This is a genomic window from Gellertiella hungarica, from assembly GCF_014197145.1.
Taxonomy (GTDB): Bacteria; Pseudomonadota; Alphaproteobacteria; order Rhizobiales; family Rhizobiaceae; genus Gellertiella; species Gellertiella hungarica.
Window position 1 is genome coordinate 139,002 of the sequence record NZ_JACIEZ010000008.1, and the last position, 12,359, is coordinate 151,360.

The 12,359-nt window shown below is 61.8% G+C and carries 13 protein-coding genes; 8 read left to right on the plus strand and 5 right to left on the minus strand.

What is annotated here, in order from left to right; translation table 11 throughout:
• Nucleotides 1–16 precede the first annotated feature (16 nt).
• The 8 genes from GGR23_RS17395 to GGR23_RS17430 all read left to right on the plus strand — a co-directional run bounded on the left by GGR23_RS17395 (nucleotide 17) and on the right by GGR23_RS17430 (nucleotide 8,298).
• Complete coding sequence (locus GGR23_RS17395; protein ID WP_183367605.1) at nucleotides 17–844, plus strand: phosphogluconate dehydrogenase C-terminal domain-containing protein; 828 nt, start codon at nucleotides 17–19, stop codon at nucleotides 842–844.
• Between the two features lie 94 nt (nucleotides 845–938).
• Nucleotides 939–1,973: a Gfo/Idh/MocA family protein gene (locus GGR23_RS17400; RefSeq protein WP_183367606.1), complete on the plus strand. Its 1,035-nt coding sequence runs from the start codon at nucleotides 939–941 to the stop codon at nucleotides 1,971–1,973.
• Nucleotides 1,970–3,826 (plus strand): D-apionate lactonase, encoded by a 1,857-nt coding sequence (gene apnL, locus GGR23_RS17405; RefSeq protein WP_183367607.1) that lies wholly within the window; start codon nucleotides 1,970–1,972, stop codon nucleotides 3,824–3,826. The genes GGR23_RS17400 and apnL overlap by 4 nt, the downstream gene beginning before the upstream one ends.
• A 261-nt stretch (nucleotides 3,827–4,087) precedes the next feature.
• Nucleotides 4,088–5,728: a GGDEF domain-containing protein gene (locus GGR23_RS17410; RefSeq protein ID WP_183367608.1), complete on the plus strand. Its 1,641-nt coding sequence runs from the start codon at nucleotides 4,088–4,090 to the stop codon at nucleotides 5,726–5,728.
• 127 nt (nucleotides 5,729–5,855) lie between these two features.
• Nucleotides 5,856–6,140, plus strand: coding sequence for a BufA1 family periplasmic bufferin-type metallophore (locus GGR23_RS17415; RefSeq protein ID WP_183367609.1), 285 nt, complete (start codon nucleotides 5,856–5,858; stop codon nucleotides 6,138–6,140).
• A 56-nt stretch (nucleotides 6,141–6,196) separates the two neighbouring features.
• Entirely contained in the window at nucleotides 6,197–7,060 is an 864-nt protein-coding gene (gene bufB, locus GGR23_RS17420; RefSeq protein ID WP_183367610.1) for an MNIO family bufferin maturase, read from the plus strand.
• 5 nt (nucleotides 7,061–7,065) lie between these two features.
• Entirely contained in the window at nucleotides 7,066–7,827 is a 762-nt protein-coding gene (locus GGR23_RS17425; RefSeq protein ID WP_246365766.1) for an HvfC/BufC N-terminal domain-containing protein, read from the plus strand.
• A 3-nt stretch (nucleotides 7,828–7,830) separates the two neighbouring features.
• Nucleotides 7,831–8,298, plus strand: a complete 468-nt coding sequence (locus GGR23_RS17430) for a DoxX family protein (protein WP_183367612.1) — start codon at nucleotides 7,831–7,833, stop codon at nucleotides 8,296–8,298.
• Between the two features lie 24 nt (nucleotides 8,299–8,322).
• Here GGR23_RS17430 and GGR23_RS17435 read toward each other — a convergent pair whose 3' ends face one another.
• The 5 genes from GGR23_RS17435 to GGR23_RS17450 all read right to left on the minus strand — a co-directional run bounded on the left by GGR23_RS17435 (nucleotide 8,323) and on the right by GGR23_RS17450 (nucleotide 12,336).
• On the minus strand, nucleotides 8,323–9,240 hold the full coding sequence (locus GGR23_RS17435) for an isoaspartyl peptidase/L-asparaginase (RefSeq protein WP_183367613.1): 918 nt from the start codon (nucleotides 9,238–9,240) through the stop codon (nucleotides 8,323–8,325).
• Nucleotides 9,241–9,355: 115 nt separating this feature from the next.
• On the minus strand, nucleotides 9,356–10,174 hold the full coding sequence (locus GGR23_RS17440) for an inositol monophosphatase family protein (protein ID WP_183367614.1): 819 nt from the start codon (nucleotides 10,172–10,174) through the stop codon (nucleotides 9,356–9,358).
• Between the two features lie 132 nt (nucleotides 10,175–10,306).
• Nucleotides 10,307–10,966, minus strand: coding sequence for a peroxiredoxin (locus tag GGR23_RS17445; protein ID WP_183367615.1), 660 nt, complete (start codon nucleotides 10,964–10,966; stop codon nucleotides 10,307–10,309).
• An 88-nt stretch (nucleotides 10,967–11,054) separates the two neighbouring features.
• A complete protein-coding gene (locus GGR23_RS23490; protein WP_281375752.1) occupies nucleotides 11,055–11,186 on the minus strand; it encodes a hypothetical protein in 132 nt (43 codons plus the stop codon).
• Nucleotides 11,187–11,343: 157 nt separating this feature from the next.
• Nucleotides 11,344–12,336 (minus strand): Ldh family oxidoreductase, encoded by a 993-nt coding sequence (locus tag GGR23_RS17450; protein ID WP_183367616.1) that lies wholly within the window; start codon nucleotides 12,334–12,336, stop codon nucleotides 11,344–11,346.
• Nucleotides 12,337–12,359 lie beyond the last annotated feature (23 nt).

The window sequence follows — 12,359 nt, forward strand, 5'->3', positions numbered from 1 at the left end:
AACAGGGAAACCGGACATGACTGCAATTGCGCTCTTCGGTGCCGGCGGGAAAATGGGATACCGCCTGTCCAAGAACTTCATGGGATCGCGCTTCGACATCCGCCACGTGGAGGTGAGCGAGGTGGGGCAGGCGCGGCTCAGGACCGACCTCGGGATAGATTGCCGTCCTTCGGACGAAGCGCTTGCCGGAGCGGACGTGGTGATTCTGGCCGTGCCGGACACACTGATCGGCAAGGTTGCGGCGGGGATCTCCGGGAAGCTGAAGCCCGGTACCATGGTCATTGCTCTGGATGCAGCCGCGCCCTTTGCGGGCCATCTGCCTCAGCGCCCTGATCTCACCTACTTCGTCACCCATCCCTGCCATCCGCCGATTTTCAACGACGAGACGGAGATGAAGGCCAAGCGCGACTTCTTCGGCGGCGTGCATGCGAAACAGCACATCGTATCCGCCCTCATGCAGGGACCGGAAGAAGCCTATACCCTTGGCGAGGAGATCGCGAAGGTAATCTGGGCGCCGGTCATGCGTTCGCATCGCGTAACCGTGGAACAGATGGCCCTGCTTGAACCCGGTCTTTCCGAAACGGTGTGCGCATCGCTGCTGGTTGTCATGCGGCAGGCGATGGACGAATGCATCGCCCGCGGCGTTCCGGCCGAAGCCGCACGCGACTTCCTGCTGGGTCACATGAACGTGCTGGGTGCGGTGATCTTCAAGGAGGTCGACGGGGTCTTCTCGGATGCCTGCAACAAGGCGATAGAGTTCGGGATCCCTGCTCTCATGCGGGACGACTGGAAGAAGGTCTTCGAACCACAAGAGATAGCCGACAGCATCCGGCGCATTACCTGATACCAGGTATGTGCAGCCGGAGCCCTTCGGCAGTCTGGCGGACTTTTGCCGAAGGGTCCCATCCGAAAGACACGAGCCAGGGAGAGCAAGGGGCATGGGGGAACTGAAGGGAGCACTGATCGGCTGCGGCTTCTTTGCCCTGAACCAGATGCTGGCATGGCAGGATGTGGCGAATGTCAGGATCGTGGCCCTTTGCGACACGGACCCGGAGCGACTGCGCTCCATGGGTGAGCGGTTCGGCATAGAGCGGCGTTATCTCGGGGCGGACGAGCTGTTCGCAGCGGGTGGCTTTGACTTCGTGGATATAGCGACAACCGTCCGGAGCCATCGTGCTCTGGTGGAAATGGCGGCCTCGCACCGTATCCCGGCCATCTGCCAGAAGCCATTTGCGGAGACGCTTGGAGACGCAAAGGCGATGGTGGCGGCAATGCGCGATGCCGGTGTGCCGCTCATGATCCATGAGAACTTCCGGTGGCAGACACCGATCCAGACAGTGCGCCGGATTCTGGATGAAGGGGCGATCGGCACACCATTCTGGGGCCGGTTCTCCTTCCGGTCGGCCTTCGATGTCTTTTCCGGCCAGCCCTACCTCGCCGAAGGCGAACGCTTCATCATCGAGGACCTTGGCATCCATACGCTTGACATTGCGCGGTTCATCCTGGGCGATGTCACCCATCTCACGGCACGTACGAAGCGGGTCAACCCATCCATTCGCGGGGAAGACGTGGCCACCATTCTCCTCGATCATGAAGGCGGCGCGACATCGATCGTCGACGTAAGCTACGCGAGCCGGCTGTCCACAGAACCCTTTCCGGAGACCCTCATTGAACTGGATGGAACCGTCGGCAGCCTGCGTCTCACGCAGGGTTACCGCCTCGAGGTTCACAATGCTTCGGGGACACGCCATATCGATGCGAGCCCACGGCTGCTGCCATGGGCATCGAGGCCCTGGCACAACATTCAGGAAAGCGTCCTCGCCATCCAGGAACACTGGGCAGACTGTCTCGCCGCAGGGCGTGAAACCTCGACGTCAGGAGCCGACAATCTGAAAACCTTCGCGCTGGTTGAGGGAGCTTATGCCAGCGCCCGGACCGGTGAGCGCATCCCGGTGGAAACGCTGCTCGCATGAAAAACGCCGACGCCTTCCGCCTGACCGGAACCCGCAAGACCGAGCCGCCCGCACGCGTGCTCAGGGCCGGCCTGCTCACGGCGGAACTTCTGCAGGACGGCCTGCGGACGATCCGCTACGGTGGCGTGGAGGTTATCCGCAGCATTTCCTATCTGGTGCGAGACCGCGACTGGGGTACCCATTCTCCATCCATCACCGGCCTTGCCGTCGAAGAGGCAGAGGGTCGATTTCAGGTCCGGTATCGAGCCCGGTATGGAAGTCCCTCCGCAAGCGAACTCGTTGTCGATGTCTTCATCGAGGGCAGCGAGGAGCGCGTCGTGTTCCGCGCAATCGCCTTCAGCCCCAGCGGGTTCGAGACCAACCGGTGCGGCTTCTGCATCCTGCACCCCATCGTCGGGATCTCCGGGCAGTGGGCAAGGGTGGAGCATGTCGACGGTACGATCGAGAATACACGTTTTCCCGAGCTGATTGACCCCTGGCAGCCCTTCAAGGACATGAGGGCGATCAGTCACGAAGTCCTCCCCGGCGTCCTGGCGGAATGCCGCATGGAGGGAGACATCTTCGAAATGGAAGACCAGCGCAACTGGTCCGACGCCTCCTACAAGACCTATGTTCGGCCGCTTGCCTTGCCATGGCCCTATCATCTGCGGGCGGGGGAGGCTTTCGAGCAGACCATCACCCTGTCTCTCACCGACAAGCGGACGAACCGGCTGGCCGTCAGACAAAACTCCGAAGCCAATATCGTCGAACTGGCGTTGGATGACGCCCTGCATCAGGTGCCGTCGATTGGCGTGGTCATTACGCCCGAGGAGGCGAAGGCATCCCGCGCCGCGCTCACGTCTCTGGCGGACGATCGCCGGCCGCAATTGCTGCTCTTCCATTTCGATCCGCTTGCGGGCAACGACGAGGAAGCCATCGCGGATTTCGCGTCGATGGCGGCAATGCATCAAGGCGAGACGGCAATCGAAATCGCTCTGCCCTGCCGGCTCTCCCCCGCCGAGGAATGCAGCGGCATTGCGGCGGTCCTTGAACGCTGCGGCTTCAGGCCCGGCAGCATCATGATTTCTCCTGCCGTCGACCGCCAGTCGACCCCGCCGGGGAGCCGCTGGCCGGAATGCCCGCCGCTGCAGCAAGTGTACGCTGCCGCTCATGAGGCGTTTGGATCGATACCCATCGGCGGAGGCATGCTGAGTTACTTCACCGAGCTCAATCGCAAGCGCGTGCCGGCAGAAACGCTCTCCTACATCAGCCACGCGACAAACCCCATCGTCCATGCGGCGGACGATCTGAGCGTGATGCAGACCCTCGAAGCGCTTCCCTTCATCACCCGATCCGTCCGGGCCATTTATGGCTCGAAGCCGTATCGACTGGGACCATCGACCATCGCCATGCGGCAGAACCCCTATGGCAGCCGCACGATGGACAATCCGGACGGAGAACGGGTTCCGATGGCCAATCGAGACCCAAGACACAATGCCGCCTTCGGCGCCGCCTTTGCCCTCGGATATGCGGCGGCAGTCCTGCCGGGAGGCCCGTCGCATCTGACGCTATCGTCACTGACGGGCCCGTTCGGGCTCTTTGCCGGGCCCGGGGAACCGGTCGCCGAGGGCGGGATGCGCCCGCTCGCCGAGCCGATCCTGACGCTTGCCACACAGGCAGGCAAAATGGCACGACTTCTGGAGGATCCCGCCGGCGGAAGAGTGGTCGGGATGCAGATCGAAAACCCCCATGGGAAGCAGTTGCTGCTGGCAAATCTCTCGCCTGTCGAACTGGATGTGCGCCTTCCGCAAGCCCCTCAAGGTCTTCTTCGCCGCATTGGCGCCTATGGCCTGCTTCTCGAAAGTGTCGCCTGACACCTCCCTTCCTGTGAATGGCCTGTGCCTGTAGCCGGTCTGCACGGGGTATTGCATTCATTAAATTATAATTTATAACTATCTAGAAAGTGAGGATCATTCACAGTTTGAGAATGCCCGTCAGCCTTCGCTCGACCGAGCCGCCCCCACCAAAAGCCAGACGGTGAAACTTTGCTTTCCATTCCCCGCTTCTCTTCCCCCGACCCCGCAATAAGCACCGACCATCCGGTTCTTCGCGTTCTTTGGGCAGCGGCTGTTCTCATGGCTTGCTGCACCCTTCTGCTGTCGGGGGCCATCCTTTTCCAGTTCTACAATCGCTATGACCGAAGCCGGCACAACGTGGCGGATATCGAGCAGTTTCGCGTGGTGCTCGACGCCGCAACGGCACTGGCAGCGGAGCGCGGCCCTGCGAACTCCGCCATGGGAGAAGCGGATGCGGGCATGAAGGCACGGATAGAGGCGCTTGCCTCGGCCCGGGAAAAGACGGATCTGGGGATCGCCGCGATCGAGGCCCTGGAGGCGGTAAGCAGCAAGCACATGATACCCGCTTCGCTGATCGACAGCATGAAGCGCCAGCTTCTCCGCGCCAGGCGGACGGTGGATGCAGCCATCAACAAGCCGCGGGCACAACGGAGCTTTGCCGATATCCAGTCAGCGATCGAGGCCATGATCGCCACGTCTGACATGATGGACGACGGCGTGCGCTGGATGAGCGAATCGCTGGTTGCCGAAGATCCGGAGCTTTCCAACCCTGTCATCAGTGGGCAGATCCTCAGCCATCTCAGGGACTATACCGGCCGCATTGCATCGCACATCATGGCAGCGGTCATCGCCCGCGAGCCCATTCCGCTCCAGAATCAGATCGAAAGCCGGCTGTCCCGGGGACGGGTCATGGAGCTCTGGCGTCTGCTTTCCATCGCGCGGGCCGCCTATCCCGCCAATCCCGACATTGCGGAGAAACAGCGCATTTTCGAAGAGGCCTTCTTCGGTCCCGGTCTCCGGCTGATCGACAGGACCATCGCCGAAGGCAATGGAAGAGCAAACTACCGCCAGACCTCCGGAGAACTCTCCCGCGACTTCGTCGCTACCATCAAGCCGGTGGAAGAGGTCCGCAAGGCATTCCTTCAGGCAAGCATAGACGATTTGCGGAAGAAGGAGAGGCATGCCTGGTACATGCTGGTCGCCGTCTCGTGGGGCGCCGCTGTCATCACGCTGTTCCTCATCGGCCTGGCAGCGGCGGTGCAGGCCTATCTCTTTGGTCCCCTTTTGCGCGCAAGCGCGATGGTGATCGATCTGGCAGACGGACGCATTCCCGAAAAATCGCCTCGTCGACCGAAGGGGGCCGAGCTCAACCGCCTTTTCGAAGCGCTCTCGGTCCTGACGGACCGCATGGTGGAACGTGCCGCGCTGATGAGCAGGTTGCAGACAGAAGCAGAGACCGACGGCATGACGGGACTGCTGAACCGGGCGGCGTTCGAAAGACTGATGCGGACGGCGGAGGCGCTGCAGGGCACATGCCTTATCCTGATCGATATCGACCACTTCAAAAGCATCAATGATCGCTTCGGCCATCCCGCGGGAGACAACGTTCTGCGCAGCATAGCGGCACTGCTCAAGGTGCTGCCCGCAATGGGGCATGTGCCGGCTCGGTTTGGTGGAGAGGAATTTGCCATACTTTTTCGCGGAGACCTCTCGTCTGCCACGGCGCTCTGCGACGGCTTGCGGGTGGAAATCGCCGCTCTTGCCGTCGAGTTTGACGGTGTCCCCCTGCCCGGCATCACGGCGAGCTTCGGGCTGACCGCCCATCGGGAGGACAGGTTCGAAGACATCGTCCGGCGTGCGGATGCCGCCCTCTATCGTGCGAAGGGGGAAGGTCGAAATCGGGTCTGCATCGCCCACTGAAAATCCGGCTCTTGTCGCGTCCTCACAGTTTCGTGATGATCCTCCTGTAACGGGGCGGACCGCTGCTCCGTATCTCTCCATGGCAGATCCATGGAGGGACCTGCGGACTCGTTGAAGGGAGACCATGATGACCAACAAGACCCTGGTTGGGCTGGCGCTTGCCGGCTCGCTCGCATCCGCCATCGGTGCGGCAGCAACGCCGGCAGCGGCGGAAGATGCAAAGGAAAAATGCTACGGCATTGCCTTGAAGGGACAGAACGACTGCGCCGCGGGAGCGGGTACCACCTGCGCCGGCACGTCCAAGGTGGACTATCAGAAGAATGCCTGGAAACTGGTGCCTGCGGGAACCTGCGAGACGATCAAGACCCCGGATGGACACGGCTCCCTGACACAGGGGCCTGCGCCGGTCTGACCGGAAGGCGGGCGGCATCCCGATGCCGTCCGCAGTCTCGACGAGAGGGGACACGGATGACTTTTTCCAGCACTTCAAACCTTCCGAGAAAAGCCGGGCTCGGCTTCAAGCCGCAGCATTTCGATGCCATCCTGCAGCAACGCCAGCCGGTCGGCTTCTTCGAGATCCATGCGGAAAACTACATGGGTGCCGGTGGCCCACCCCATGCACGGCTCTCGCGCCTTCGCGAAGACTACGCGCTTTCGATCCATGGTGTCGGCTTGTCCATCGGATCGATGCAGCCATTGGACGAAGCGCACCTCGAACGGCTGGCGATGCTGTGCGATCGATACCAGCCGGAGAGCTTTTCCGAGCATCTTGCCTGGTCCAGCCACGACGGTACCTATCTCAACGATCTTCTGCCGCTTCCCTACACCGAGGAAACGCTTGGTCGCGTGGTGGAACACGTGGATCGGGTGCAGACCCGCCTTGGCAGGCAGATGCTTCTGGAAAACCCTGCAACCTATCTGATCTTCAGGGACAGCACCCGTTCCGAGACCGATTTCCTGCGGGAGGTTGCCAGACGCAGCGGCTGCGGCCTTCTTCTCGACATCAACAATGTCTTCGTGTCGGCCACCAATCACAATACCGACCCCGCGGACTATCTCCAGACCTTCCCGCTCGAGCAAGTGAGCGAGATTCATCTGGGCGGCCATCACTGCACGGCAGACGAAGAGGGTGCGCCGCTGCTGATCGACAGCCATGATGCAGCGGTGATCGATCCGGTCTGGGCGCTTTACGAGAGAGTGCTCCGCCAGACCAGCCCGCTTCCGACACTGATCGAATGGGATAACAACGTGCCCGCATGGGACGTGTTGCTGAACGAGGCCGAAACGGCGCAGGCGCTCATGGATGCCTGTCCAAGAGCAGCGGCAGCGTGACAGCCATGACCGCAGAAGAGACATTGGCCTGCTTTGCCCAGGCGATAAGGAACGTCGAGGCCCCCATTCCGGCGTTCGTTTCCTCCTGGAACACGGAACAACCCGCACGACGCTTCGGCGTCTACCGCGACAATGTTCTGCAGGGGCTCATCGATGCCCTTGCGGCCCGCTATCCCGTCACCGAGCGGCTGGTCGGTGCGCAGTTCTTCGGCGGCATGGCAAGGGCCTTCCTTGAGGTCCATCCCCCCCGATCTCCCGTTCTGCTGGAATGGGGAGAAGATCTGGCAGAGTTTGCCGCAGTCTTTCCGCCTGCTTCGGTGCTGCCTTACCTGCCCGACGTCATCCGTCTCGAAACGGCAAAGACAAGAGCCTACCACGCTGAAGACGTCGCCCCGATTGGCGCCGTAGATCTTGAAGCCCTGTCCCCGGGGCAGCTGGCAGACTTGCGCCTTGTTGCTCATCCCTCGCTCGGCCTCGTTCGATCAGCCTACCCGATCGCAAGCATCGTGGAGATGCATGAAGAAGGGAAAGAACCGGACGCCGCACTCGTCTGGATGCCGGAAAGTGTTCTGGTGACCCGCCCGGCCCTGCGGGTCGAGCTGCGTCGCCTGCCGGCAGGCGCTGCCGTTTTCGTGCAACGGCTTGCCGAAGGGGGCACGCTGGGGGAGGCATTCGTTTCCGCCACAGCCAGTGACGCGTCCTTCGACGCGGCCTGGACCATGCGCATCCTGCTGGAGTCCGGTGCCTTTACCGGAAGAAAGGACTGATCCATGGAGTTGCAAGCAGCAAGAGAAATGAACCTGATCGCGGCCATCACGGACCGCCTCAACAGAATACCGCATGACGCATTGGCCCTGCTTGCCCGGGTCTCGATTGCCGCTGTCTTCTGGCAGTCGGGGCAGACGAAGGTCGACGGCTGGTCGGTGAACGACAGCGCGCTTTATCTCTTCGAGAACGAATACCGTCTGCCGTTGATAGATCCCTGGCTCGCAGCACACATGGCGGCGACGGCCGAACATCTCTTTCCTCTGCTTCTGGTGATCGGACTTGCAAGCCGCCTGTCCGCACTGGCGCTTCTGGGCATGACAGCCGTCATCGAGATCTTCGTCTATCCGGCGGCCTGGCCAACGCATGGCACATGGGCAGCCTGCCTGCTTCTCATCGTGGCAAGGGGGCCGGGGCTGATCTCGCTCGATCATTGGCTGCTGACCCGTGCCCGCAGCGCGAGGCCTGCCTAGCCAGCGCGCCTCCGGTCTCGCGGATCAGACCCGTTCGGCGGCACGCTTTTCCGGCTCGTTCATGCCTTCCTGCCAGAACCAGTAATGGATGGGCTCTTCGCAATTCAGACTGACAACCCGGTGCGTCTGATCGGCATCGATCGCGTGGATGACGACGCCTCCGATAAACCCATCCCTCAGATCCTTCAGTTCTTCCACTGCGAGATCAACCGCCTGCCGCAGACTATGGCCGAGGCGCAAAGCCAGGACGATGGTTCGGGCAGTGCCGCATCGCATGGTCATTTCACCTGTGTGGGTGCACGCCGCTGCGCCAAAGCGGCTATCGGCGTAGTATCCGGCACCGGGGATGGGAGAGTCACCCAGGCGACCCGGATATTTCCAGGCCCAGCCGGAGGTGGAGGTCACGCTGGCGAGATCTCCGGCGCTGTCCCTGCCCAGGAAGACGGTGTTATCTCGAACCCGCTCGGGATCGGTGATGGCGTGGCTGAGAGGCGCCAGCGGAATGTCCGGAAAGGCGGCAAGCGCTTCGGGAGAAAGCTCCTTCTGCAACCGTTCCCACCAGACGCGCTTGCTGTCGGGGTGCAGGGTCTCGTCGATCGGGAAGCCCAGTTCGGTCGCGAAGCGCCGCGCCCCGTCCCCCGTCAGCATGACATGCGGCAGGCGGCGCATCACCTCCCGGGCAAGGGCCGCAACGGGAAGTGTATCGGGGACGGCGCCAACCGCCCCTACCTGGCGCGTCGCACCGTCCATGACGCCGGCATCGAACTCCATGCGACCGAGCATGTTCGGCCATCCGCCATAACCGACGCTCCGGACCTTGGCCTCCCGCTCCACTTCGCAGATTCCGGCGACAAGGGCGTCAACGGCACGCTCGCCGCGTCGCAGGCACTCGATGCTTTTGGAGAAGCCCGGCCAGGCCTCGGAATTGGCAATCAGGATCATGGCGCATCCCCTGCCCGGCAGGACCGGAATGGCCGCCGGATTTTCACGCCCTTGCGTAACGAGCGGTTGATCCCTGTGTCAAACCGGAAAATTGGGAGGTATCGCTCCTGCCTGCTCAAAGCCCGGCGAGCTTTCGCAGATCTTCAATGGCCCCCGGGCCCGCCGCAAGGACAAGCGCTCCGCGGGTCAGCCCATCCCGATCGGACGGGAACGGGTGATGCCACCCTCCTGCCTCTGCGATCAGGCAATAGCCGGCAAGGCAGTCCCAGGCGTGCATCACCGGTTCGTAATAGCCGACCAGACGGCCCGCGGCGACGTAGGCAAGCATCAACGCGCCGGATCCGTTGCGCATGAAATTGCCCCCGGCAGCAAGCAGATCACGAACCATGCCTGCCGCCACATCGGGCGTGACATAGCTGTTCGAGCCGAGCCCCGTCACGGCGTTCCGGATGGTTCGGGACGGATCCAGCTTCAGCACCTTGTCGTTGAGTGTCGCACCAGATCCTCGGGCCGCCACGTAGAATTCGTCGTGCCGAGGAGCGTATATGACACCAATGGCCGGATCTCCCGCCTCGAGCACGGCGATGGAAACGCACCAGTTCGGCATGCCGTTGATGAACGGGCTCGTCCCATCGATCGGATCGACCACCCAGACAAAGGAGGAATGCCCCTCCTGAAGTCCAAACTCTTCACCGAGAAAACCATCCTCGGGAAAGGCTGCCGAGACGCGGTTCCTGATCAGGGTTTCGACGTCCCTGTCGGCGACGGAGACCAGATCCTGCATGTCCCGCTTTGTTTCGACAACAAGGCTGTCGCGCCGGTTGAAATAGTCCAGCGCAAGTGCGCCCGCTTCCCGGGCAATCTCCCTTGCCACGGCAAAGCGCGCCGCAAGCCCGCCGTAAGCCGTATTGTCACCCTTTGCACGAGAAGCCATGGTCCGATCTCCCTTGTGGGAAAGACATAGCCGGACCGAGGCGCTCTGGCGATAGCCACAAAAAGCACAGGAACGAAAAATGGCGCACCCGAAGGCGCGCCATGACTGTCTTTTCAGGATGCAGCGGATGGATCAGGCAGCCGGCTGCCGGGTCTTGCGCAGATAGGGAAGAACCGTCTCGTAGGATCCGAAGCGCTTTACGGCTTCCTCGTTGGAAACGGCCGCCGTGATGATCACGTCGTCCCCCTGTTGCCAGTTGGCAGGCGTCGCCACCTGATGGCGCGCGGTCAGCTGGATCGAATCGATGGCGCGCAGTATTTCCGCAAAGTTGCGCCCCGTGGTCATCGGGTAGGTGAGGATCAGCTTGATCTTCTTGTCCGGGCCGATGATGTAGACGGAGCGAACCGTCGCGTTATCGGCAGGCGTGCGACCCTCCGAGCTGTCGCCGGCATCCTCCGGCAGCATGTCGTAGAGCTTGGCAACCTTGAGGTCCTTGTCGCCGATCAGCGGATAATCGACATCGAACCCCGTCGCCGTCTTGATGTCCTGTTTCCACTGAACATGGCTTTCCACCGGGTCGACGGAGATGCCGATCACCTTCACGTTCCGCTTGCGGAATTCCTCGTCAAGCCCGGCCATGGCGCCGAGTTCGGTGGTGCAGACGGGCGTGAAATTCTTCGGATGGGAAAAGAGCACTGCCCAGCTATCACCGATCCACTCGTGGAAGCGGATTTCTCCCGTGGTGGTGTCTGCAGTAAAGTCCGGAGCGACCTGGTTGATCCTGAGTGTCATTGTATACTCCAAATCGGATGGAAAAAGGGAACGTCCTCGGCCTCGGTCCGGCTGAAGCCGGTGCGACCGTTTCGATGTCAGGAGAGGCTTACAACAGCAGGAGCAATGCTACAATGAAACCATAGGACGCAACCGCGACCAGATGATGAAGCCGAAGCATGGCTCCCTGCTGATCGGCGATACCGCTTTCCGAGATGGTGAGGTGCCAGAGGCCCTTCATGGATGTGCTCCCGCGATGTGCAACTTCCCCAGTGATACTCCCGCTCCATAATATTCTATAGATTTAGTATTCTAATTTCCGTCCTGCTTGCACAAAGTTATTCCTGACAGCGTCTGCTTCTGACCCCTTCCTGACAGTCTGCCGGAAAGGCGCGCGGTCAGCCGCCAGCCGCAAGTGCAGAGAGCGCGCGGTAAACGGGAGCATCCAGATCGATGGACAGATCCGAAGAGGCACCCTTCCGGCCGGGAATGTAAACATTCCGTCTCGCGAGAGACTCGATCTGCGTACGGCTGCGCTCAAGCGAAACCTCCGGCTCGGTTCCCGGCTTGAAGGCGATCACGGTCAGGCCGGTGTCCAACAGACCGTCTGCCTGGCGAAAGTCGCCGGCCTCCGTCGACCAGTCGCCGCCGCTGATGCCAGCGGACATGAGTTCCACCAGCAGCGCCATGTTCGCACCCTTGCGGCCCCCGAAGGGAAGCAGCGCCCCCTTCAGCGCCGCCCGGGGATCGCAGGTCGGCACTCCCTCGGCATCGACGGCAAAACCCTCCGGCAAATCCTCGCCACGGGCGGCAGCCGCGATGACGTTGACGAAAGCCGTGGCAGACGAAGACTGGTCGATCACGACCGGCGGTAATCCACGGGGCTGGGGAAACGCGAAGGCCAGGGGATTGGTCGAAAACACCGGCGCACAGCCGGGCTGCGGTGTCACCATCGCGTTCGCATTGGTAAAGGCCAGACAGGCCAGGCCTCGATAGGCCAGCTGCCTTGCATAGTAGCCCAGTTCGCCGGTGGTAAAGCTGTTGCGTTGGGTGAAGATTGCAATCCCGAGGCTGTCGGCAATGGCTGCTATCTGATCCAAAGCCAAACCGAAAGGCAGCTGCGCGATGCCGCCATCCGCATCAGCCGCAATCCATGCGGGAAACGGATGGCTGATCCTTGGATTGCTGCGACCATTCAACCGACCCGCCTTCATGGCATGCAGATAATCCAGGAGATGAGGCAAGCCGACCTCGTGGCGTCCGTGCCGATGCGCATCCAGCGTTGCATGAGCAAGCGTTTCGGCCGTTGCACCATCGGAACCGCAAACCAGGCATGCCTGGGTGGCGAGGTGCTCCGCTTCGTCGAAGGATAATGTCACGGTCTCAGGCATCGGCGTTCCCCTTTTCCGCTGAA

What these genes read in the sequence shown, in the direction of transcription:
- GGR23_RS17395 (WP_183367605.1), top strand. Translation starts at nt 17, where the DNA reads ATGACTGCAATTGCGCTCTTCGGTGCCGGCGGGAAAATGGGATACCGC.
- GGR23_RS17400 (WP_183367606.1), top strand. Translation starts at nt 939, where the DNA reads ATGGGGGAACTGAAGGGAGCACTGATCGGCTGCGGCTTCTTTGCCCTG.
- apnL (WP_183367607.1), top strand. Translation starts at nt 1,970, where the DNA reads ATGAAAAACGCCGACGCCTTCCGCCTGACCGGAACCCGCAAGACCGAG.
- GGR23_RS17410 (WP_183367608.1), top strand. Translation starts at nt 4,088, where the DNA reads ATGGCTTGCTGCACCCTTCTGCTGTCGGGGGCCATCCTTTTCCAGTTC.
- GGR23_RS17415 (WP_183367609.1), top strand. Translation starts at nt 5,856, where the DNA reads ATGACCAACAAGACCCTGGTTGGGCTGGCGCTTGCCGGCTCGCTCGCA.
- bufB (WP_183367610.1), top strand. Translation starts at nt 6,197, where the DNA reads ATGACTTTTTCCAGCACTTCAAACCTTCCGAGAAAAGCCGGGCTCGGC.
- GGR23_RS17425 (WP_246365766.1), top strand. Translation starts at nt 7,066, where the DNA reads ATGACCGCAGAAGAGACATTGGCCTGCTTTGCCCAGGCGATAAGGAAC.
- GGR23_RS17430 (WP_183367612.1), top strand. Translation starts at nt 7,831, where the DNA reads ATGGAGTTGCAAGCAGCAAGAGAAATGAACCTGATCGCGGCCATCACG.
- GGR23_RS17435 (WP_183367613.1), bottom strand. Translation starts at nt 9,240, where the DNA reads ATGATCCTGATTGCCAATTCCGAGGCCTGGCCGGGCTTCTCCAAAAGC.
- GGR23_RS17440 (WP_183367614.1), bottom strand. Translation starts at nt 10,174, where the DNA reads ATGGCTTCTCGTGCAAAGGGTGACAATACGGCTTACGGCGGGCTTGCG.
- GGR23_RS17445 (WP_183367615.1), bottom strand. Translation starts at nt 10,966, where the DNA reads ATGACACTCAGGATCAACCAGGTCGCTCCGGACTTTACTGCAGACACC.
- GGR23_RS23490 (WP_281375752.1), bottom strand. Translation starts at nt 11,186, where the DNA reads ATGAAGGGCCTCTGGCACCTCACCATCTCGGAAAGCGGTATCGCCGAT.
- GGR23_RS17450 (WP_183367616.1), bottom strand. Translation starts at nt 12,336, where the DNA reads ATGCCTGAGACCGTGACATTATCCTTCGACGAAGCGGAGCACCTCGCC.